The sequence below is a fragment of the Clostridium aquiflavi genome (assembly GCF_031344075.1).
In the GTDB taxonomy this organism is placed as follows: Bacteria; Bacillota; Clostridia; order Clostridiales; family Clostridiaceae; genus Clostridium; species Clostridium aquiflavi.
This window is the reverse complement of the sequence record NZ_JAVJAN010000011.1, coordinates 73,723-95,332: the sequence shown is the minus strand read 5'-3', so window position 1 is coordinate 95,332 and position 21,610 is coordinate 73,723. Positions and strand designations below refer to the sequence as shown.

General features: G+C 28.7%; 22 protein-coding genes and 1 riboswitch. Of the genes, 21 read left to right on the top strand and 1 reads right to left on the bottom strand.

Going from position 1 to position 21,610, the window contains the following annotated elements; genetic code table 11:
• The first annotated feature begins 264 nt into the window (after positions 1-264).
• The 19 genes from RGC78_RS05655 (at position 265) to RGC78_RS05565 (ending at position 18,912) form a co-directional block, all read left to right on the top strand.
• Positions 265-687, top strand: a complete 423-nt coding sequence (locus tag RGC78_RS05655) for a PBECR3 domain-containing polyvalent protein (RefSeq protein WP_252212910.1) — start codon at positions 265-267, stop codon at positions 685-687.
• A gap of 152 nt (positions 688-839) precedes the next feature.
• Positions 840-1,838, top strand: a complete 999-nt coding sequence (locus RGC78_RS05650) for an asparaginase (RefSeq protein ID WP_252212909.1) — start codon at positions 840-842, stop codon at positions 1,836-1,838.
• Between the two features lie 100 nt (positions 1,839-1,938).
• Positions 1,939-2,040, top strand: a riboswitch (purine riboswitch).
• 83 nt (positions 2,041-2,123) lie between these two features.
• The gene (locus RGC78_RS05645; RefSeq protein ID WP_252226243.1) at positions 2,124-3,491 is read left to right on the top strand and encodes an NCS2 family permease; all 1,368 of its coding nucleotides are present in this window, start codon (positions 2,124-2,126) and stop codon (positions 3,489-3,491) included.
• A gap of 520 nt (positions 3,492-4,011) precedes the next feature.
• Positions 4,012-4,893, top strand: a complete 882-nt coding sequence (locus RGC78_RS05640) for a YicC/YloC family endoribonuclease (RefSeq protein WP_252212907.1) — start codon at positions 4,012-4,014, stop codon at positions 4,891-4,893.
• A 13-nt stretch (positions 4,894-4,906) separates the two neighbouring features.
• Positions 4,907-5,176, top strand: a complete 270-nt coding sequence (gene remA / locus RGC78_RS05635; RefSeq protein ID WP_252212906.1) for an extracellular matrix/biofilm regulator RemA — start codon at positions 4,907-4,909, stop codon at positions 5,174-5,176.
• Complete coding sequence (gene gmk / locus RGC78_RS05630) at positions 5,176-5,814, top strand: guanylate kinase (RefSeq protein ID WP_252212905.1); 639 nt, start codon at positions 5,176-5,178, stop codon at positions 5,812-5,814. Before remA ends, gmk begins: the two co-directional genes overlap by 1 nt.
• Positions 5,795-5,995, top strand: coding sequence for a DNA-directed RNA polymerase subunit omega (gene rpoZ, locus RGC78_RS05625; protein ID WP_252212904.1), 201 nt, complete (start codon positions 5,795-5,797; stop codon positions 5,993-5,995). Before gmk ends, rpoZ begins: the two co-directional genes overlap by 20 nt.
• Before the next feature lie 20 nt (positions 5,996-6,015).
• Entirely contained in the window at positions 6,016-7,194 is a 1,179-nt protein-coding gene (gene coaBC / locus RGC78_RS05620) for a bifunctional phosphopantothenoylcysteine decarboxylase/phosphopantothenate--cysteine ligase CoaBC (protein ID WP_252212903.1), read from the top strand.
• A gap of 63 nt (positions 7,195-7,257) precedes the next feature.
• Positions 7,258-9,459, top strand: coding sequence for a primosomal protein N' (gene priA, locus RGC78_RS05615; RefSeq protein ID WP_252226249.1), 2,202 nt, complete (start codon positions 7,258-7,260; stop codon positions 9,457-9,459).
• A gap of 12 nt (positions 9,460-9,471) precedes the next feature.
• On the top strand, positions 9,472-9,915 hold the full coding sequence (gene def, locus RGC78_RS05610) for a peptide deformylase (protein ID WP_017352899.1): 444 nt from the start codon (positions 9,472-9,474) through the stop codon (positions 9,913-9,915).
• Between the two features lie 13 nt (positions 9,916-9,928).
• Complete coding sequence (gene fmt, locus RGC78_RS05605) at positions 9,929-10,858, top strand: methionyl-tRNA formyltransferase (protein WP_252226251.1); 930 nt, start codon at positions 9,929-9,931, stop codon at positions 10,856-10,858.
• A 40-nt stretch (positions 10,859-10,898) separates the two neighbouring features.
• On the top strand, positions 10,899-11,576 hold the full coding sequence (locus tag RGC78_RS05600; protein ID WP_252212900.1) for a zinc metallopeptidase: 678 nt from the start codon (positions 10,899-10,901) through the stop codon (positions 11,574-11,576).
• Positions 11,577-11,593: 17 nt separating this feature from the next.
• On the top strand, positions 11,594-12,910 hold the full coding sequence (rsmB, locus tag RGC78_RS05595) for a 16S rRNA (cytosine(967)-C(5))-methyltransferase RsmB (RefSeq protein ID WP_252212899.1): 1,317 nt from the start codon (positions 11,594-11,596) through the stop codon (positions 12,908-12,910).
• A 14-nt stretch (positions 12,911-12,924) separates the two neighbouring features.
• Positions 12,925-13,968 carry a dual-specificity RNA methyltransferase RlmN gene (rlmN, locus tag RGC78_RS05590; protein ID WP_252212898.1) on the top strand — a complete coding sequence of 348 codons (1,044 nt, stop codon included), beginning with the start codon at positions 12,925-12,927 and terminating at the stop codon, positions 13,966-13,968.
• A gap of 1 nt (position 13,969) precedes the next feature.
• Positions 13,970-14,689 carry a Stp1/IreP family PP2C-type Ser/Thr phosphatase gene (locus tag RGC78_RS05585; RefSeq protein WP_252212897.1) on the top strand — a complete coding sequence of 240 codons (720 nt, stop codon included), beginning with the start codon at positions 13,970-13,972 and terminating at the stop codon, positions 14,687-14,689.
• Position 14,690: 1 nt separating this feature from the next.
• Positions 14,691-16,616, top strand: coding sequence for a Stk1 family PASTA domain-containing Ser/Thr kinase (gene pknB, locus RGC78_RS05580; protein WP_252212896.1), 1,926 nt, complete (start codon positions 14,691-14,693; stop codon positions 16,614-16,616).
• 139 nt (positions 16,617-16,755) lie between these two features.
• On the top strand, positions 16,756-17,628 hold the full coding sequence (rsgA, locus tag RGC78_RS05575) for a ribosome small subunit-dependent GTPase A (RefSeq protein ID WP_252212895.1): 873 nt from the start codon (positions 16,756-16,758) through the stop codon (positions 17,626-17,628).
• The gene (gene rpe, locus RGC78_RS05570) at positions 17,622-18,266 is read left to right on the top strand and encodes a ribulose-phosphate 3-epimerase (protein ID WP_252212894.1); all 645 of its coding nucleotides are present in this window, start codon (positions 17,622-17,624) and stop codon (positions 18,264-18,266) included. The genes rsgA and rpe overlap by 7 nt, the downstream gene beginning before the upstream one ends.
• Before the next feature lie 7 nt (positions 18,267-18,273).
• The gene (locus RGC78_RS05565) at positions 18,274-18,912 is read left to right on the top strand and encodes a thiamine diphosphokinase (protein WP_252212893.1); all 639 of its coding nucleotides are present in this window, start codon (positions 18,274-18,276) and stop codon (positions 18,910-18,912) included.
• A gap of 259 nt (positions 18,913-19,171) precedes the next feature.
• Here RGC78_RS05565 and rpmB read toward each other — a convergent pair whose 3' ends face one another.
• Positions 19,172-19,363 carry a 50S ribosomal protein L28 gene (gene rpmB / locus RGC78_RS05560; protein WP_003373388.1) on the bottom strand — a complete coding sequence of 64 codons (192 nt, stop codon included), beginning with the start codon at positions 19,361-19,363 and terminating at the stop codon, positions 19,172-19,174.
• A 198-nt stretch (positions 19,364-19,561) separates the two neighbouring features.
• On the opposite strand from rpmB, the gene RGC78_RS05555 reads away from it, so the two are divergent.
• Both RGC78_RS05555 and RGC78_RS05550 read left to right on the top strand, forming a co-directional pair.
• Positions 19,562-19,912 (top strand): Asp23/Gls24 family envelope stress response protein, encoded by a 351-nt coding sequence (locus RGC78_RS05555; protein ID WP_012424803.1) that lies wholly within the window; start codon positions 19,562-19,564, stop codon positions 19,910-19,912.
• A gap of 14 nt (positions 19,913-19,926) precedes the next feature.
• The gene (locus tag RGC78_RS05550; RefSeq protein ID WP_252212892.1) at positions 19,927-21,573 is read left to right on the top strand and encodes a DAK2 domain-containing protein; all 1,647 of its coding nucleotides are present in this window, start codon (positions 19,927-19,929) and stop codon (positions 21,571-21,573) included.
• Positions 21,574-21,610 lie beyond the last annotated feature (37 nt).

Genomic DNA, 21,610 nt, shown 5'->3' with positions numbered 1-21,610 from the left:
AAAAAATTTGTGGATAACTTTTAAAATAATGTGTTTTAAAGGTATTATGAGTACCCCTAAAGAATAAAAAATAATTATATGCCGCACCATTATTCCTGCACTGCGTTTGGAAAGAGCGCATGGCTAAAAAAATCGACGGCTCCAAAGTCGCCTTAGCGATTTTGTTCTACATATTAATAAATTTTATATTAATATTTTAAAATTCATAGAAGAGGCTATCCTAATATTATATAATAAAATAAAGAATATAAAATGAGGGATATCATGAAAAAAATGTATAGAATCTATAAGAAAGTTGGCAATTTAAATATATCTTTAATTGAAGAACTTATAGAATATGACTTTCCATCATCTGTTTATATATCTTCCAGAGTAATAAATCATATAATAAAAAAACATGGAAAACAATTTACTAAAAGAGTTAAAAATCATATAATAAAAATTATGGAAGAGATAATTAGGTGCCCAGATTATATAGGAATAGATCCTTTAAGAAGTAATGATGGGGCATTAGAATTAGTAAAAAAGATTGATAGTAATATTCTTTTAGCATTAGAGTATGATGAAGAAGGTCAATATATATATGTAGCAACTATGTATCCTATAACAGAATCTAGAATAGTTTCAAGGTTAAATAGTGGAAGGCTAATAAGTTGCAATGATGAAAAATCTCAGGATATATTTTAATTAACTAAGTAAGCTTTAAATGGAGTGTAGAATATTTAGACATTAACAAAATAATTTAAATACTCTTGGGTTTCCAAGAGTATTTTTATGATAAAAATAAAAAATAGAAATATATATTAGAATGTAACTATGTTTATATGGAGGAAGAATAGATGAAAAAAATAGCAATAATATTTAATGGTGGAACTATATCTATGAAAGTAGATGAAAAAATAAAAGCAGCAGTTCCTAGTTTAAGTGGAGAAGAAATAATGCAAATGGTAACAGGGATTCAGGGGGTTGCTGAAATTGAAAGTCATACATTTTCTAATTTACCATCGCCACATATGACTTCTGAATTAATGCTTGAATTGTCAAATTTGGTTCAAAAATTATTAGACAGAGCTGATATAAGCGGTGTTGTAATAACTCATGGAACTGATACTTTAGAAGAGACGGCATACTTTTTAGATTTAACTTTAAATACTGATAAACCAGTAGTCGTTACTGGAGCAATGAGAAGCAGTGATGAACTGGGATATGATGGACCTTTTAATTTAGCTACATCAATATGCACAGCAATTTCTGATAGTGCTAAAAATAGGGGCGTTTTAGTATGTTTTAATAGTGAATTACATAGTGCAACAGAAGTAACCAAAAGAAATTCAATGGCATTAAATGCTTTTAGTACACCTAATTTTGGGCCCATTGGAATAGTTGATAATAATAGAGTTATTTTTTATAGGGAAAATTCTAAATCTATACACGTTAAAATAAAGAGTATGGAAAAAGATGTAGCTTTAATTAAGTGCGTTTCTGGTATGGATTCAAAATTTATAGATTTTGTTATTTCTAATGAATATAAAGGAGTAGTAATTGAGGCATTAGGAAGGGGAAATGTACCTCCTTTAATGGTAGATGGAATTAAGAGAGCTATTAAAAACGAAATTCCAGTTGTAATAGTATCAAGGTGCTTTGAAGGTCGAGTATTTGAATCTTATGGATATTTAGGTGGTGGAAAAAATCTTAGAGAGTATGGAGTTATATTTGGAGATGTATTATCTGGACAGAAGGCTAGAATAAAATTATTAGTAGCTGTAAATCATAATGATAATTTAACTAAAATAAGAGAAATATTTGAAAAAGATACATACGAAATACAAAAAAACTGAATAAATAAAATGAAATAAAATAAAATGTTCGGAAAAATAAGAAAAAAACAAGTGATTAAACCTTTTTAGATTGACAATGTTCGGATTGATAAGTATAATAATATTTGTAAAAGGGATAACTCATATAATTGTGATAATATGGTTCACAAGTATCTACCAGATTGCCGTAAATAATTTGACTATGAGTAAGACTATATTAATTTCTTATTAATAATTAAGTCGCTATGAGTTATCAAATGAAACCATAGGGATTTTTTTTAGTTGAATAATTTAGGAGGAATAAAAATGCAACAAGAAAAAAAGTCTGAAAGAATATTTGAAATATTTTCTAATGAAAAGGTTGATTTTAAAAAAGAAATAGTAGCTGGGGTAACTACTTTCTTAACAATGGCTTACATAATTGCTGTAAATCCTAACATGTTAAGTGCAACAGGTATGCCAAGTGGAGCGCTTGTAACAGCAACTTGTTTATCAGCAGCTTTTGCAACAATATTCATGGGAGTGTTTGCAAATCTACCTTTTGCCTTAGCATCTGGAATGGGATTAAATGCATATTTTGCATTTTCAGTTGTATTAGGAAAAGGGATATCATGGGAGGTAGCATTAACAGCAGTATTTGTAGAAGGTATTATATTTATTTTAATGTCATTATTTAAAATTCGTGAAGCTGTTGTAAATGCAATTCCAGAGAATATGAAATATGCAGTTACGGCTGGAATTGGATTGTTTATTGCATTTATTGGATTTGTAGGCAGTGGAGTAGTTGTAAACAATGATGCAACTTTATTAGGGCTAGGTGATTTCACAATTCCTACAGTTACAATCACTTGTGTTGGATTAATAATTATCGCAGTATTAGATAAAAAGAAAATAAAAGGTTCAATTTTAGTTGGGATTTTAGTAAGTACTTTATTGGCTTGGGGATATGCTTTAAAAAATCCATCAGTGGCAGCTGACTTGGGTATATATTTACCAAATGGGATTTTTAAATTTGAAAGTCTTGCTCCTATTGCAGGTAAGGTAGATCTAGGATATGCATTTCATCCAGATAATATTGGATTATTTATAACAGTAGTATGCACATTCTTGTTTGTAGATTTCTTTGATACAGTAGGAACATTAGTAGGAGTTAGCTCAAGAGCAGGAATGCTTGATGAGGAAGGGAAAGTTCCTAATGCAGGAAAAGCACTACTTGCAGATGCTATTGGGACAACCGTAGGAGCATGCCTTGGAACTTCAACAGTAACAACTTATGTAGAAAGCTCAACAGGGGTTGCAGCAGGAGGAAGAACAGGATGGACTGCTATTACAACAGGGGTTTTATTCTTAATTGCAATGTTCTTTTCACCAATTTTTATTGCAATACCATCATGTGCTACAGCACCGGCTTTAATATATGTGGGATATTTAATGCTTGGAGCAGCTAAAAACATAGATTTTAATGAAATTACAGAAGGGCTTCCAGCATTTGTGACAATCGCTTTGATGCCTCTTACTTATAGTATTGGAGATGGGCTAACATTTGGTATATTATCATATGTATTTATAAATTTATTATATAACCTTTTCTCTAAAAAAGAAGATAAGAAAAAAGTTTCTTGGGTTATGGTAATGTTAGCGCTTATCTTCTTAGTGAAATTAACAGTATTATAATATAAAATTTTTATTTTAGATTCTGTTTTAGCAGGGTGTTGATATATGCATAAGCAAAGTGGGCGGAGTAATTGAACTTAGGAATACTAAAATGAGTATAGTCCAATTTTAGCTTGTTCCCAATATAAAATTAGGACAAGCAGTAAATGTGATTATCAAAATGAAACTCGACTTCGCTGAGTAAGTTCGAAAAGCTAAATATAAAATTTAGATTCTCACTTAAGGATTCTCAAAGTCCAATTACAATGCCACTTCACCTATTGCATATATCAACACACATTTTAAACAGAGCCTTATTTTAAAATAAAGCGAACTTTCAGCTATGGATTAAAGTTTTAAAGGGATAATTAAAAGTATGTATCTAATGTTTACTATTGAACATTAGATACATGCTTTATTTATTTATAAATAAATAAAAAAATAATTATGAATAAAATATGAACAAAGAGTTGACTTAACATAGCAAATTAATTATTATAATTAAAGAATTACTTCTTATAAATGAAGGAGGTGTGCTAAAATGGTTAAAAGCATGACAAGTTTTGGGCGTGCTCAAAGTGATAAAAATAGTGGCATGGTTTTTTCAGTTGAAATGAAGAGCGTAAATCATAGATACTTAGATATTAATATTAGAATGCCTAAAACTATGCTATCTCTAGAAGAAAAGATTAGAGGACTAATTAATAGTAAACTAAATAGGGGTAAAGTGGACGTTTTTATAAACTATAAAAGCTATTCAAAAGAAAATATAGAGCCTACAGTTGATATTAAGTTGGCTAAAAAATACTATGATTGCTTGAAGTTAATACAGGAAGAATTAGATTTAGTAGATGATATAACAACTACTAAGATATCAAGATTGCCTGATGTACTAACTTTAGTTGAAAAAGAAGAAAATTTAGAAGAAATATTAAAAGAACTATTGCCTTTGATAGAAAATTCTATTGATTTAATGAATGATATGAGAATAAGAGAAGGGGAAAAGTTAAAAAATGATATTTTAATGAAAATAGATACAATAGAAAAATTTGTAATAGAAATAGAAAAATTAGCAGATGAAATTCCTAAAAATTATAAACAAAAACTTGAAGAGAGATTATCTGAATTATTAACTGATATAGATTTAGATGAATCAAGAATTGCTCAAGAGATTGCAATTTTATCTGATAAAGCGGCTGTTGATGAAGAAATTGTAAGACTTAAAAGTCACTTAAATCAAGTTAGACAAACGTTAGGATTAGAAGAACCAATAGGAAGAAAATTAGATTTTATAATTCAAGAAATGAATAGAGAAGCCAATACTATTGGATCTAAATCAGTAGATATTTGTATGACAAATAAAGTTATAGATATAAAAAATACTATAGAGAAGATAAGAGAGCAAGTACAGAATATAGAATAATAGGAGGAAAAATATGGGAATAAAATTAATAAACATAGGTTTTGGTAATATAGTTTCTGCTAATAGATTAGTTGCTATCGTAAGTCCTGAATCAGCACCAATAAAAAGGATAATTCAAGAAGCAAGAGATAGAGGTATGTTAATAGATGCGACATACGGAAGAAGAACAAGAGCTGTAATAATAACAGATAGTGATCATGTTATATTATCAGCAGTACAACCTGAAACAGTTGCTCATAGACTATCTACTAAAGATGAAGTTGTTGAAGAGGTCGATGAATAATGAATGATAAAAAAAGAGGTCTGTTAATTGTTATATCGGGACCATCAGGTGCAGGAAAAGGTACGATATGCAAAGAGTTACTTGAAAAAAACGATAATTTATTATTATCAGTTTCAGCAACAACTAGATCACCAAGAAATGGTGAAGTAGATGGTATTAATTATCATTTTTTATCTAAAGAGGATTTTATAACAAGAATAGAAAAGAATGACTTTTTAGAACATGCAGAAGTATATGGAAATTACTATGGAACACCTAAATCAAATGTTGATAAAATGTTAGATAGTGGTAGAGATGTAATTTTAGAAATAGATATACAAGGTGCATTAAAAGTAAAAGAAAATACAGAAGAAGGTGTATTTATATTTATATTACCACCTTCTATGGAAGAATTAAAACAAAGAATTATTAAAAGGGGAAGTGAAACCCCGGAATCTCTTATGAAGAGATTTAAATCTGCCTATAAAGAAATAAATTTTGTTTCTAAATATAATTATGCAGTAGTTAATGATGAAGTTAACGTTGCAGTAGAAAAGTTAGAAGCAGTAATATTAGCTGAAAAATGTAGGGTAGATAGGTTAAAACATAGTATATTAGATTCAAAGGAGGACTTAATACATGAACAACTCTATGATTAATCCATCAATAGTAGACTTATTAACAAAGGTGGGGGACAGATATTCTTTAGTAATTTTAACATCAAAAAGAGCTAGAGAAATAATTGAAGGTGCAGAACCATTAGTTAAAGTAGATTCTCACAAACCACTAACAATTGCAATTAATGAAGTAAATGAAGATGTTGTAAAATATCAAGAATAATATAAAGGGATTTGAGTATTATGAAAAAGTGTGTGGTATTAGGCGTAAGCGGAGGAATAGCTGTTTATAAAGCTTTAGAAGTAGTAAGCTTACTTAGAAAGCAAGATGTTGAAGTTAGAGTAATAATGACAAAATCAGCTACTGAATTTGTTACTCCACTTTCATTTCAATCACTTAGTCAAAATATGGTTATATATGATATGTTTTCTGAACCAAAAGCATGGGAAATTCAGCATATAAGTTTAGCTGAGAAAGCAGATGTTTTTTTAGTAGCACCAGCAACAGCTAATATAATTGGCAAAGTTGCAAATGGAATAGCTGATGATATGTTATCAACAACTATCATGGCAACTAAAGCAAAAGTAATTTTTGCACCAGCCATGAATACTAATATGTATGAAAATCCAATAGTTCAAGGAAATATAGAAAAACTTAAGAGTTTAGGATATGAATTTATAGAACCAGCATGTGGTAGACTTGCTTGTGGAGACATAGGAAAAGGAAAACTTGAAGATCCAAAAGTAATTGTAGATAGAGTGATATCACAATTTACTAAAAAAGATTTAGCTAATAAAAATGTTTTAGTTACAGCAGGTCCTACAATATCACCAATAGATCCAGTTAGATATATAACTAATAGATCAACTGGGAAAATGGGATATGCGATAGCTAAAGAAGCCAGAGATAGAGGTGCTAATGTTACATTGATTTCTGGTCCAACTTCATTAGAAATACCAACAAATATTAATTTTATTAGAGTTTCTACTAATAGTGAAATGAAAGAAGAAATAAACAAGTATTTTGATAATTCTGATGTAGTTGTAAAATCAGCTGCTGTAGCTGATTATAAAGCAAAAGAATATAGTAGTCAGAAGATAAAAAAAGGTGATGGAGATTTAGAATTAGCTTTCACTAGAGATAATGATATTCTTATGGAACTAGGACGCAAAAAGAAAAATCAAATTTTAGTTGGGTTTGCTGCTGAAAGTCAAAATTTAAAAGAAAATGCTAAAAAAAAGCTTATAAGTAAAAATTTGGATTATATAGTTGCAAATGATATAACAAGTGAAGATACTGGTTTTGCTTCTGAAGATAATAGAGTAATTATTTTATCTAATAAAGATGAAGAGATCCCAATAGATAAAACAAGCAAAAATGAGATTGCTAGCAAATTATTTGATATTATTGGAAAGCGCTAAATGCGCTTTCTTCTTATTATACAAGTATATGTTAATAAGGTATCTTAAAAAGGGTGAATTTATATGAGCATTTATGCTGAAATAATTATAAATAGTGATGCAAATGAAGTAGATAGACCATTTACATATAAAATATCAGATGAATTCATTGATAAAGTTGGTATTGGATATAGAGTAAAAGTTCCTTTTGGAAAAGGAAATAGAAATGTTGATGGCTTTGTATTTAAAATTTTAACTGAAGAGTTGGAATTTAAATACAGGATTAAATATATTGTAGATGTTTGTGAAGACTATCCTATTTTAACAAAAGCAGATATTGATCTTATTAATTTTTTGAGAAATAAATATCTTTGTAAATATATAGATGGAATAAGACTTTTAATACCTGTTGGAATTATGAAAGGTTTAAAGAATAAAAAAAGACGTGTGATATACACAGACAAACAATTGGAAGATGAAAAATTTAAAAAAGATAATTATATAAAGTTGTATGAATTTATATCACAAAATGAGGGCTCATTTACCAAAAGTGAAATAACAAAAGACAATGGATTTTCAAGTTATTCTTTAAATAAATTAATAGAAGCAGGAATTTTGAAATGTGAAGAGCAAGTAGTTTTTAGATATAATATTAAAAGTTATTCTGAATATTCTTCTAAAACATTAACATTAGAACAACAAAAAGCTTTTGATACCATTGTAAATGGAAATGAAAAAAAATACCTCATAAAAGGAGTAACTGGTTCAGGAAAAACGGAAGTTTATATGCATTTAGTAGCAGATATGTTAAAGCAAGACAAGGGATGTATAATATTGGTGCCAGAAATTGCATTAACGCCTCAAATGATTGAAAGATTTAAAGGAAGATTCGGAAGCAATATTTCTCTTTTTCATAGTAGACTTTCTGAGGGAGAAAGATTTGATGAATGGTTTAGAATAAAAGAAGGTAAATCTAAACTAGTTATAGGAGCTAGAAGTGCTCTTTTTTTACCAATGCAAAATTTGGGGTTAATTATAATAGATGAAGAGCATGAAACAACTTATAAATCAGAACAAAATCCTAAGTATAACACTATTGAAGTTGCAGAATTCATTACTGAAATGCAAGGATGTAAGCTTATATTAGGTTCTGCTACTCCAAGTATTCAAAGTTATTATAAAGCTTTGGAAGGTAAATATAAGCTGATAGAGATGAATAAAAGAGTGAATAAAAAAGATATGCCAAAGTTTGATATAATAGATATGCGAGAAGAATTAAAATCAAATAATTTATCTTTATTTAGTAAGGCTCTCTATAATGAAATTGATAAAAATCTTAAAAATAAAAATCAAACTATTTTGTTTTTAAATAGGAGGGGAATGTCAACTTTTATTTCTTGCAGAAGTTGTGGATATGTTTTTAAATGTCCAGAATGTGATGTTTCAATGACTTATCATAAAAATGGATATTTGATATGTCATTATTGCGGAAGAGCAGAAAGAGAACAAAAAATATGTCCAAAATGTAAAAGTAAATATGTGAAGTATTTTGGTGCAGGTACTGAGAGAGTAGAAACAGAAGTGAAAAAATATTTTCCCAAAGCTAGAGTATTGAGAATGGATGTTGATACTACTAGACATAAAAATTCACATGAATCTATATATAATTCATTTAAAAATGGAGAGGGAGATATTTTAATTGGTACTCAAATGATTGCCAAAGGATTGGATTTTCCAAATGTAACACTGGTTGGAGTATTAGCAGCTGATATTTCTATAAATATTCCAGATTATAGATGTGGAGAAAGAACTTTTCAAATTATAACTCAAGTAGCAGGAAGAGCAGGAAGAGGAGAAAAGGATGGATTAGTAATAGTTCAAACATATACTCCTAATCACTATAGTTTAATACATGCTAAAAATGGTGACTATAAGTCTTTCTTTGAGGAAGAAATTAGATTTAGAAGTCTTATGGATAATCCACCTTTCACAAAGATATTAATAATTAATGGAACTTCTAAATTTCAGGAAAAATTGAAAATATTTATGTATAATTTACAGAAGGAATTGGAAAAGTTAATAATAGGAACGGGGCTTATATTGTTAGGTCCAGTGCCTTGTATAATTACCAAGTTAAAGGATAAATATAGATGGCAGATAATAATAAAAGGTAATTTTAGTGATGAATTTAGTAAAAAAGTAAAAGATACACTTTATCTATTAAATAAGAGTGTATATAATGAAATAAGGATTAGTATTGATATAAATCCTAATAATATGACATAGGGGGAATTTTAGATGGCATTAAGAAATATAAGAAAATATGGAGATTCTGTTTTAAGAAAAAAATGTAGAGAAGTTGAAAAAATAGATGAAAGATTAGTAACACTAATTAAAGATATGCTTGAAACAATGTATGATGCAGATGGAGTAGGTCTTGCAGCACCACAAGTTGGAATATTAAAGAGATTATTTATTGTAGATATTGGAGAAGGTCCTTTAGTATTTATAAATCCTGAAATATTAGATACTGATGGAAAACAAGTTGATGAAGAAGGTTGTTTAAGTTTACCAGGTAAAACAGAACCTGTTATGAGACCTAATTATGTTAAAGCTAGAGCTTTAAATGAAAAGGGAGAAGAGTTTGAAATAGAAGCTGAAGAACTTTTAGCAAGAGCTATTTTACATGAATATGATCACTTAAATGGAACTCTATTTATCGACAGAACTACTAAAAAATAGGAGGCCTTAATAAATGAAAATAGTATTTATGGGAACACCAGAATTTGCAGTTCCATCTTTAAAAAAATTAGTAGAAGAACATGAAGTTAAGGCAGTTCTTACTCAACCAGATAAACCAAAAGGAAGAGGAAAAAAGCTTGCATATTCTCAAGTTAAAGAAGAAGCTTTAAAGCATGATATACCTGTGTATCAACCAATAAAATTAAAGGATGATAAAGAAATAATTGAAAAATTAAAAGAAATAAATCCTGATTTTATTATAGTAGTTGCATTTGGTCAAATATTAACTAAAGAAGTATTAGATATACCTAAATATGGTTGTATAAATTTACATGCTTCATTATTGCCTATGTATAGAGGGGCAGCACCATTAAATTGGGTTATAATAAAAGGTGAAAAAAAATCGGGAAATACTACTATGTTGATGGATGTAGGTTTAGATACAGGTGACATGTTATTAAAAGAAGAAGTTGAAATCCATGAAGATATGACAACTGGAGAATTACATGATATTTTAATGATAAGTGGTGGAGAACTTTTACTAAAAACAATAGAAGGATTATGTAATGGAAGTATAAAGCCTGTAAAGCAAGAAGGAGAAACTTTCTATGCTAAAATGCTTGATAAAGAATTAGCACATATAAATTGGAATGAGGATGCTTATGATATTCATAATCTTGTTAGAGGTTTAAATCCTTGGCCTATTGCTTACACTGAATATAAAGGCGAAAGAATGAAATTATATAAAACAAAAGTTTTATATAAAGAAGTTTCTAATAAGCCAGGCACAATAATAGAAGTTAACAAAGATGGTGTTAAGGTTGCATGTGGCAAAAATGTATTAATAATTGAAAAGGTACAATTCCCTAATGGAAAACCACTTACTATAGAGCAGTATATAAATGGTCATAGTATAGATAAGGATATAATATTAGGTGAATAACATATAAAAAGGTATAATTTAGAGAATAGGAGGAAAGCTTATGTTTTATTTTGATCCAACGATGATTATATTAGTTCCTGCAATAATAATAGCTTTTTGGGCACAAACAAAAGTTAATTCAGCTTATAGTAAATATAGTAAAGTAAGTGCTATGAATGGATACACTGGAGAGCAAATTGCAAGAATGATGTTAGATGAAGCAGGACTTTATGATATAAGAATTGAACTAGTAAATACAAAACTAGGAGATCATTATGACCCATCAAATAGAGTTTTAAGATTATCTCCAGAAGTATATAGAGGTCAGACAATATCAGCAGCAGGTATTGCAGCCCATGAAGTAGGTCATGCAATCCAGCATAAAGAAGCTTATAAACCTTTAATAATAAGAAATTCAATAGTTCCTGCTGTAAATATTAGTTCCAATTTTTCATGGATATTGTTTTTTGCAGGAATACTGATGGGATTAAAAAGTTTAGTAACCTTAGGAATAATACTATTTTCTGCGGCGGTAATATTCCAATTAATAACATTACCAGTTGAATTTAATGCTTCAAGTAGAGCGTTAAATATATTAAAATCAAGAAATATTTTATATGGTGATGAAGTAAAAGGCGCAGCAAAGGTTTTAGATGCAGCAGCAATGACTTATGTAGCAGCAGCATTAATGGCAATATCACAATTAATTAGACTTATTGCGATAAGCGATAGAGATTAGGAAAAAAGAGGTAGCGTATGAATTGTAGAAATTTAGCAGTAAAAATATTAAAAAGAGTTATTGATGAAGGAGCATATTCAAATATTATTCTTTCAAATGAACTAAACGAAGCAAACTTAGAAGAAAGAGATAGAGCATTATTAACAGAAATAGTTTATGGTGTTTTAAGAAGAAAGAAGACATTAGATCTTATAATAGCTAATTTTGTAAGAGATATAAAACTTATGGATCATGAAGTACTAAATATTTTAAGAGTAGCTATATATCAAATGACATTCTTAGATAAGGTACCAACATATGCAGCGTGTAATGAAGCTGTTGATGAAGCAAAAAAAGTATCACCAGAAGCAGGCAAACTTGTAAATGGTATCCTTAGAAACTTCTCAAAAGATCCAGATGATATAACTATTAATGGAAATAAAATAAATGAGTATGCATATAAATTTTCTTTTGAACCATGGATGATAAGACTTCTAATTAAACAATATGGGGAAGATCTTGCTAAAAAAATAATGGTTGGTTTAAATCAAATTCCACAAACAACTGTTAGAGTTAATGATACTAAGTGCGAGTATGATGAAGTATTTGAAAAATTAGAAGAGATGGAATATTGTGTTGAAGAAGGATTTATGTGTCCAGAAGCTATATTAATAAAAGGTGGAAGTTCAATACAAGAAAATCCATTATTCAAAGATGGTGAAATTACTGTTCAAGATGAAAGTGCTATGTTAGTTGCACCTTTACTTGAATTAGAAAATGATATGAAAGTGTTAGACTTATGTAGTGCTCCAGGAGGAAAAACAACTCATATAGCTGAATTATTACAAAACACAGGCGAAGTTAGAGCATTTGATGTACATGAATCTAAGCTTGGTTTAATAAAAGAAAATTGTGAAAGACTTGATTTAAATAATGTGAAAATTGAATTAGGTGATGCAACAAAACTAAATGCAGAATTAATTTCATATGCTGATAGAGTACTTATAGATGTTCCATGTTCAGGCTTAGGTATAATAAGAAAGAAACCTGAAATAAAATGGAATAAAACAAGAGAAAATTTAAGAGAAATAATTCCTGTTCAAAGAGAAATAATGAATAATGCATGGGAATACTTAAAAAATGGTGGAATTATGATATATTCAACTTGCACTCTTAATAAAGAAGAAAATGAAGAAAATATAGAATGGTTCTTAAATACTCATAAAGATTGTAAATTAAAAACTATATTCATAGGAAAAGAAGATAACTTAATTTACAATAAAAATGGTACATTAACAATACTTCCAAATGCAAAAATGGATGGATTCTTTGTTGCAAAACTAGAAAAGCAATAATAGTAGGTGAATAAATGAAAAACATATTAGATTATACTTTAGAAGAACTAACATTATGGATGAAAGAAAACAATGAAAGTTCTTTTAGAGCTAAGCAAATTATGTCTTGGATATACAAAAATGTTAGAAATTTTAATGATATGAGAAATATGCCTAAATCTTTAATAAAAAAGCTTGAAGAAAATTTTGAAATAGTACTGCCAGAAATTGAGCAAATATATAAATCAGAACTTGATGGTACAGAAAAGTTTTTATTTAAGTTTTCTGATGGAAATTTAATAGAGAGTGTTTTAATGAGATATAAGCATGGAAATTCTATATGTATATCTACTCAAGTGGGTTGTAGGATGGGATGTAAATTTTGTGCTTCAACAATAGATGGTAGAATTAGAAATTTAACTACAGGTGAAATATTATCTCAAATATTAGTGGTTCAAAATCATATAGGTGAGAGAATTTCAAATGTTGTCTTAATGGGGAGTGGTGAACCATTAGATAATTATGAGAATGTAATAAAATTTTTAGACGTAGTTTCTGCAGAGTATGGACTAAATATAGGCCAAAGACATATAACATTATCTACTTGTGGTATTGTACCTAAGATATATGAACTTGCAGATAAAGAACTTAGCATAACTCTTGCTATTTCATTACATGCATTTAGTGATGAAAAAAGAAAAGAGATTATGCCAATAGCTAATAAATATAGTATTGATGAAATTTTAAATGCGTGTAAGTATTTTATAAATAAGACTAAAAGAAGAATAACTTTTGAGTATTCGCTAGTTAAGGATATTAATGATTCTAAAGAAGATGCAAGAGCTTTAGGTAAATTGTTAAAGGGAATGCTTTGTCATGTTAACTTAATACCTGTAAATGAAATAAAAGAACGTACATTTAAGAAATCATCTAAAGAAACAATACAAGATTTTGCAAACATATTAAGTAATTTAGGAATAGAAGTAACTGTTAGACGTGAAATGGGAAGCGATATTAATGCAGCTTGTGGACAACTTAGGAGAAGTTATATAAAGACCCAAGAAACAAGGGGGGAATAAAATGGTTGGATTAGTTAGTGATGTAGGATTAAGAAGAGTTTTAAATGAAGATTTTGCAATTTATTTAGAAAAAGATGAGTTTAAACTATATGTTGTTGCAGATGGGATGGGTGGACATAATGCTGGAGAAGTAGCAAGCAAAATGGCTGCTGAACATATTGTAAAATATGTAGAAAAAAATTTTAATTCCGCAGAAAAGGATACTTTAATAGAAGATGCTATTAAAGTCTCTAACAAGGTAGTTTTTAAATATTCTAAAAGTAATGAAAGCTTAAATGGAATGGGAACTACTGTAACAGCTTGTTTAATAACTAAAAATTTTATTCACATTGCAAATGTTGGTGATAGTTCATGTTTAGCTATAAAGAACAATGAAATTGTTAAAATAACCAAAGATCATTCATTAGTACAAGAGCTAATTGATTGTGGAAGCATAACGGAAAAAGATGCATTGAATCATCCTAAGAAAAATATAATAACAAGAGCATTAGGAACTAGTGAAAATGTAAAAGTTGATGTTTTTACATTAGAAAATTCTAAATATGATAAATATTTATTATGTTCAGATGGGTTAACAAATGAATTAACAAATTATGAAATATTAAATATAATTAAGGTGGAAAATGATTATATAAGTGCAGCTAACGAATTAGTGAGTTTAGCCAAAGAAAAAGGTGGAAGAGATAACATAACTGTATTGTTGTTTGGAGGAGAGATGTAGTATGAATGGTGTGATACTAGGAAATAGATATGAATTGCTTGAAAAAATAGGCGAAGGTGGCATGTCTGAAGTTTTTAAAGCAAGATGTAATAAATTAAATAGATTTGTAGCAGTTAAAATTCTTAAAAAAGAATTTTGCGATAATGAAGAAATAGTTGAAAAGTTTAAGGGAGAAGCAACAGCTATTGCTAAATTAAATGATAGCAATATAGTAAATATATTAGATGTGGGTACACAAGATGATATAAACTATATTGTTATGGAATTAGTTGATGGAAAAACCTTAAAAGAAATTATTCAAAAGACAGGTAAAATGAATTATGAGTCAGCAATAGTTTCAGCAATTCAAGTAGCGAAAGCTTTAGACTGTGCTCATAGAAATAAAATAATTCATAGAGACGTAAAGCCACAAAATATTTTAGTAGCAGATAATGGAGTAATTAAAGTTACTGATTTTGGAATTGCTAAATCTACATCCTCTTCAACTATTACTAATACTAGTACTATAATGGGGTCGGCTCACTATCTTTCTCCAGAACAAGCAAAAGGTGGATTTATTGACTATAGAACAGATTTATACTCACTAGGAGTAGTTTTATACGAAATGGTTACAGGAACATTACCTTTTGAAGCAGATACAGCAGTAACTATTGCATTAAAGCATTTACAGGAACAAGTTGTACCACCTAAGAATATAAACACTAGAATTCCTGATAGTTTAAATAAGCTTATCTTAAAATGTATGGAAAAAGAGCCTAATAAAAGATATCAAACTGCACAAGAAGTTATAAAAGACCTTGAAAAGATAAAAGAAAATCCTAATGCTATTATAGATCAAGTTTGTGATGATCAACATACTATAATAATGTCAGCAGTTACAGAAGAAATAGCAAAACAATCACCAATTAAAGCTGTATCAACAAATGATGATGCCGATTATGATTATGATGATGACTATGATGATTATGATGACGATGATGATTTTAAAGAAAAGAAATTTAATGGTAAGAAAACTAAAAAGATTTTATTAGGCGTTGGAGGCGGAATATTCTTAATATTATTATGTGTAGGAATATTTACATTGTTTTCTTCAGGATCAAACAAAGAGGTAGAATTACCTAATATAATTGGAATGACTTTGGATGAAGCTAAATCTAAGCTTGAAGGAATGGAATTAACTTTAGTTGATGCTGGTTCAGAAAAGAGTGATGAACCAGAAGGTACTATTATTAAAAGTGATCCTAAGGCTGGAAGTTCTGTAAAGGCAAAAAGTAAAATTAGGGTAATTTTAAGTTCTGGTCAATCAAAAGTAAAAATGCCTGATTTACGTGAAGAAGATACTGATACTGCAAATAAAATATTACAATCACTTAACTTAAAAATAGATAATGTTACTGAGGAGTATAGTGATGATGTACCAAAGGGACAAATAATAAGTCAAACTCCTTCAAAAAATACAGAAATAGATACTACAACAAAAATAAGTGTAGTAGTAAGTAAAGGTGCACAAGTTAGACTTTCAACTGTACCTAATGTTATTGGATTAACATTAGATGATGCAAAGAATAGATTAGATAATGCAAAATTAAAGATTTCTATTGTAGAAAAAGAAACAAATGATGAATCTAAGAATGGAAAAGTATTATCACAATCTATAGAGGGAAGTAAGGTAGAACAATGGACTTCAGTTACTATAACAGTAGGTAAGTATGTAGCGCCTGTAGCACCTACTCCAAATCCAGGGGATAACAATAACAACAATAATGGAAATAATAACAATAATGAAAATAACAATAACAATAACAATCAAGTACCTACAAATCCTGGAGACACAGAAACACCTACCAAACCACCTGTTGATGAGGGTGGAGGCAATGTTGATGCAACTGCAAAACATCCAAGTGCAAAAGCGCCAAAGGTAGAATAATTAAGAGACTGTCTTAAAAAGTAATTCAATTTACTTTTTAAGATGGTTTTTTATAGTTTATTTATTTAAAAAATAAGTTGCATTTTTAATATGATTTTGTTTATTATATTAGATAGGAAATTTAATTATGGAGGAATGTATGAAAGGAAAAATAATAAAAGGTATAGCTGGATTTTATTATGTAAAAGTGGAAGAAAATTTAATAGAATGTAAAGCTCGAGGAAAGTTTAGACACAAAGATGTTAAACCGATGGTTGGAGACAATGTAGTAATACAGGTTGAAAATGGTAAGGGCGTTATTGAATCTATAGAAAAAAGAAGTTCTGAATTACTTAGACCAGCTGTAGCTAATATTTCATTAGCTTTTGTGGTATTTGCAATTAAAAGTCCTGATATAAATTTTGATTTATTAAATAAATTTTTAGTGTTATGTGAGTATAATCATATAGAGGCAATTGTTTGTTTAAATAAAGTAGATTTAGTTTCAGAAGAAGAAAGAGAAAATGTTAAAAAAAGAATTAACGATATAGGATATGAAGTTTTGTACATAAATGCAAAAGAAGGATTAGGAACAGATATACTTAAAGAAAAAATTAATGGCAATATAACAGTACTATGCGGCCCGTCTGGAGCAGGTAAATCTACATTGATAAATAAGCTTACAGATAAAGAACATATGCTTACTGGAATTGTAAGTGAGAAAATAGGAAGAGGTAAACATACTACAAGACATAGTGAACTTATAGAAGTTTCAAATGGATATATAGTTGATACTCCTGGATTTTCAACCCTAGAAATAAAAGATCTTATGAATAAAGAAGATCTTAAATATTGTTTTCCAGAATTTGAAGAGCATAATGAAAGTTGCAAATATAGAGGCTGTTTACACAATAAAGAACCAAAATGTGCTATAAAAGAGGACGTTGAAGATGGTAAAATTAATAAGTATAGATATCAATTTTATATAAAAACATTAGAAGAAATAATAGAGGGGGAAAAAAATAAATGGTAAAAATAGCACCATCAATATTATCAGCAGATTTTTCAAAATTAGGAGAGGACGTAGAAAGAGTAGATAAAGCAGGAGCAGAGTTTATTCATATAGATGTTATGGATGGATCTTTTGTACCTAACATATCATTTGGATTTCCAATAATGAAATCAATAAGAAATAAAACTGACAAAGTTTTTGATGTTCATTTAATGATAGAAAATCCATCAAAATATATAGATGACTTTATAGAAGCAGGAGCTGATTTAATAACTGTTCACTATGAAGCAGATAGACATATAGATAGAACAATTCAATATATTAAATCAAAAGGTAAAAAAGCGGCAATTGCTTTAAATCCAGGTACTCCAACTATGGTTTTAAAAGATTTAATAGCTCAATTAGATATGGTTTTAATAATGTCTGTTAATCCTGGATTTGGAGGACAAAAATTTATACCGTATTCATTAGAAAAAATTAGAGAAGTGAAGGAAATGAGTAAAGATTCAAATTCATCATTATTAATACAAGTAGATGGAGGAGTTGATTCAAGCAATATTAGTGATGTTGTAGAAGCAGGTGCTAATGTAATAGTTGCTGGATCAGCAGTATTTAAAGGAGGAAATATAGAAGAAAACATAAAAGCTTTAAGGAGATAAGTATAAAATGAAAGTAATGATTGTAAGTGGGGGAAATCCACCATCAGAAAGCTTAATAAATCAATATATTAAAAAAGTTGACTTTATAATTGCAGCTGATAAAGGTGGAGAATATCTTCTTAAATATAATATTATTCCTAATTTGCTCATTGGAGATTTTGATTCAATGAGCAAAGAAAGCTTAAATGAATTAAAGAAGGTAGTAAAAGAGGTATTAAAATTCCCGCCAGAAAAAGATTATACAGATACAGAGATGGCTTTAATGGAAGCTGTAAAAAAAGGCGGGGAAAAAATCTATTTGTTTGGTGCTACTGGTACTAGAATGGATCATACGTTAGGAAATATAGGTTTACTTTTATCCTATAAGAAAAAAGGAATAGATTTAGAAATAATAGACAATAATAATAAAGTATATTTAGCTAAAAATAAAATGGTTTTAAATGGTGAAAGAGGTGAAAATATTTCTTTTCACGCATTATCTGATGTTGTTAAAAATTTTAAAATTACAGGGGCTAAATATAATATACCAAATGGAAAGAATATAAATTTATTAGATCCAAGGGCAATATGTAATGAATTTTTAGATACATGTATAAATATAGAATATGATAAAGGTGAGGTATTAATATTACATTCTGTTGATTAATAAAGTAATTTTGAAATAAAATATAAAAAATAGGAACGTTTTCTAGTACTCTTGAATACTAATATAGTAATCTAAAATTTTTGTATATTAATTTTCAGGAGGGTTATTAATGAAAATAATAGCAATTAAGTTACCGAAGTTTTTTTCTAGTATAATAAAATTTTTTAGAAAAAAATAATAGAGTGATACATACAACTCTAAAATAAAAGGTAAAAAATAAAAAATGCAATTCATATCATAATTGCATTTTTTATTTGAACTATATTGCTCTTTGAACCTTACCAGATCTAAGGCATCTTGTACATACACGAACAGTTTTTGGTGTTCCATTAACTAAAGCCTTTATTTTCTTTATGTTAGGAGCCCAAGTTCTCTTTGATTGACGATGTGAATGGCTGAATTGTACACCTGCTACAACGCCTTTATCACAAATTTCGCATCTTCTTGCCACTAGAAAACACCTCCTTATATTCTAAAGATAATTATCTTCAATAGGACAGATTGAATTATAACACAGAATATATTATATATGCAAGCTAATTTTATAAAAGAAAAGATATTATTAAGATTATTATACATATATTTCTTGAATAAAATATCTTTCTAATATAGAATATACAATAAGGAATGTATTTTAGGAGGAATAGCTATGGTTGGATTTTCAAATGAAAATGGTAATATAAATTATTCTGAAGAAGTCTTAGCTAAGATTGTTGGGTTATCAACAATGGAATGTTATGGAGTTGTTGGCATGGTTTCTAAAAATGCTACTGATGGTTTTTGGGAACTTATGCGTGTAGAAAATTTAAGTAAAGGTGTAAAACTAAAACTTATAGAAACAGATAGATTACAAATCGAATTATTTGTTATGGTTGAATATGGAACTAAAATATCGGTTATAGCTAACAACATAATTCAAAAAGTTCGTTATAGCGTTGAAAATTACACAGGATTAAAAGTTTCATCAATAACTGTAAATGTTCAAGCGGTAAGAGTCTAGGAGGTTAAAATTAGATGGAATTTAAAAAAATAAATGGCCATGATTTTTATAACATGGTTGTAAATGCTAGTAATAGATTATTGGAACAAAGTGAATTTGTAAATTCTTTGAATGTATTTCCTGTTCCAGATGGTGACACTGGAACTAATATGTCAATGACATTTAAGGCTGCAGTTAAAGAAATAGAAAATATAAATTCTAATTCAATAGGAGAAATATCTAAAAAATTAGCAAAAGGTGCTTTAATGGGGGCCAGAGGAAATTCTGGAGTAATTTTATCACAAATACTTAGAGGATTTTCTAAAGGCTTAGAAGGAAAAGAAGAAGTTGACGGAACTGAACTTTCAGTAGCGTTCTTTGAGGGTTCTAATGCAGCTTATAAGGCTGTTATGAGACCGACAGAGGGTACAATACTTTCTGTAATAAGAGCAGCGTCAGAATGCGCAGTAGAGTGTGAAACAAAAGATGTAATAACATTATTAGAGGAAGTTAATAAAGCTTCTAAAATAATGCTTGATAAAACTCCTGAGCTATTACCAGCGTTAAAGAAAGCAAAAGTAGTTGATTCAGGTGGTATGGGACTTTATATTATACTTCAAGGTATGCTTGAAGCATTAAAAGAAGGAATACAAGCTAAAATTCAAGAAATAAAGATAAGCTCACCAGAAGCTAAGGTAGGAGCACAATCTACTGAAGATATTGATATTAAATTTGGATACTGTACTGAATTTATTATTCTTGGTGATGCAAAAAAAGCAAAGGAATTTCAAAATACAATAGAACCACTTGGCGATTCTATGATTGTTGTTGGATATGAAGATGTCATTAAAGTTCATATTCATACAAATGATCCAGGTTTAGTCCTATCTCATGCCGTAAAAATAGGAGAATTATCAAAAATTAAAATTGATAATATGAGAGAAGAACATAGAGAGTTATTAACAGAATTACAATCAAATGAAAATATACCAATGGATGAGGTATCAACTGATGAAGCAGATCATAAAAAATATGCATTTATAACAGTTGCTATGGGGGATGGAATCGTAAAAATATTTAAAGATTCAGGTGTTGATTATGTTATTGAAGGTGGTCAAACAATGAACCCATCTACTCAAGACATATTAGATTGTATAGATAAATTAAATGCAGATCATATTTTTGTTATGCCAAATAATAAAAATATAATTATGGCTGCCAATCAAGCAGCAGAAATATCAGATAAGCATATAATTGTAATTCCTACAACAACTATTCCACAAGGAATAGCTTGTATAACTATGTTTAATCCTGAATGTGAAGCAGAAGAAAATGTTGAAGAGTTAAATGATGTTATAAATTCAGTAAAGACAGGATCAATAACTTATGCTGTTAGAGATACTGAAATTGATGGAAAAGAAATAAAACAAGGTAATATATTAGGATTAGTAGAAGGAAAAATTAAAGAAGTAGGGGAAGATAAAATTTCCGTTGCTAAACAAGTTCTTAAAGATATGTTAGACGATGATAGCGAACTAATAACTATTTATTATGGAGAAGAAATCGAAGAAGACAAAGTTAATGAATTTGTAGAAGAATTAGAGACTGAATTTGAAGATTTAGATATTCAAGCATATAAAGGAAATCAACCTTTGTACTACTTCTTAATGTCAGTAGAATAATAAAATTTACTAATATTATATAATTGAAAAGCACCTT

Coding starts and splice junctions, on each gene's coding strand:
- RGC78_RS05655 (WP_252212910.1), top strand. CDS start 265: ATGAAAAAAATGTATAGAATCTATAAGAAAGTTGGCAATTTAAATATA.
- RGC78_RS05650 (WP_252212909.1), top strand. CDS start 840: ATGAAAAAAATAGCAATAATATTTAATGGTGGAACTATATCTATGAAA.
- RGC78_RS05645 (WP_252226243.1), top strand. CDS start 2,124: ATGCAACAAGAAAAAAAGTCTGAAAGAATATTTGAAATATTTTCTAAT.
- RGC78_RS05640 (WP_252212907.1), top strand. CDS start 4,012: ATGGTTAAAAGCATGACAAGTTTTGGGCGTGCTCAAAGTGATAAAAAT.
- remA (WP_252212906.1), top strand. CDS start 4,907: ATGGGAATAAAATTAATAAACATAGGTTTTGGTAATATAGTTTCTGCT.
- gmk (WP_252212905.1), top strand. CDS start 5,176: ATGAATGATAAAAAAAGAGGTCTGTTAATTGTTATATCGGGACCATCA.
- rpoZ (WP_252212904.1), top strand. CDS start 5,795: ATGAACAACTCTATGATTAATCCATCAATAGTAGACTTATTAACAAAG.
- coaBC (WP_252212903.1), top strand. CDS start 6,016: ATGAAAAAGTGTGTGGTATTAGGCGTAAGCGGAGGAATAGCTGTTTAT.
- priA (WP_252226249.1), top strand. CDS start 7,258: ATGAGCATTTATGCTGAAATAATTATAAATAGTGATGCAAATGAAGTA.
- def (WP_017352899.1), top strand. CDS start 9,472: ATGGCATTAAGAAATATAAGAAAATATGGAGATTCTGTTTTAAGAAAA.
- fmt (WP_252226251.1), top strand. CDS start 9,929: ATGAAAATAGTATTTATGGGAACACCAGAATTTGCAGTTCCATCTTTA.
- RGC78_RS05600 (WP_252212900.1), top strand. CDS start 10,899: ATGTTTTATTTTGATCCAACGATGATTATATTAGTTCCTGCAATAATA.
- rsmB (WP_252212899.1), top strand. CDS start 11,594: ATGAATTGTAGAAATTTAGCAGTAAAAATATTAAAAAGAGTTATTGAT.
- rlmN (WP_252212898.1), top strand. CDS start 12,925: ATGAAAAACATATTAGATTATACTTTAGAAGAACTAACATTATGGATG.
- RGC78_RS05585 (WP_252212897.1), top strand. CDS start 13,970: ATGGTTGGATTAGTTAGTGATGTAGGATTAAGAAGAGTTTTAAATGAA.
- pknB (WP_252212896.1), top strand. CDS start 14,691: ATGAATGGTGTGATACTAGGAAATAGATATGAATTGCTTGAAAAAATA.
- rsgA (WP_252212895.1), top strand. CDS start 16,756: ATGAAAGGAAAAATAATAAAAGGTATAGCTGGATTTTATTATGTAAAA.
- rpe (WP_252212894.1), top strand. CDS start 17,622: ATGGTAAAAATAGCACCATCAATATTATCAGCAGATTTTTCAAAATTA.
- RGC78_RS05565 (WP_252212893.1), top strand. CDS start 18,274: ATGAAAGTAATGATTGTAAGTGGGGGAAATCCACCATCAGAAAGCTTA.
- RGC78_RS05555 (WP_012424803.1), top strand. CDS start 19,562: ATGGTTGGATTTTCAAATGAAAATGGTAATATAAATTATTCTGAAGAA.
- RGC78_RS05550 (WP_252212892.1), top strand. CDS start 19,927: ATGGAATTTAAAAAAATAAATGGCCATGATTTTTATAACATGGTTGTA.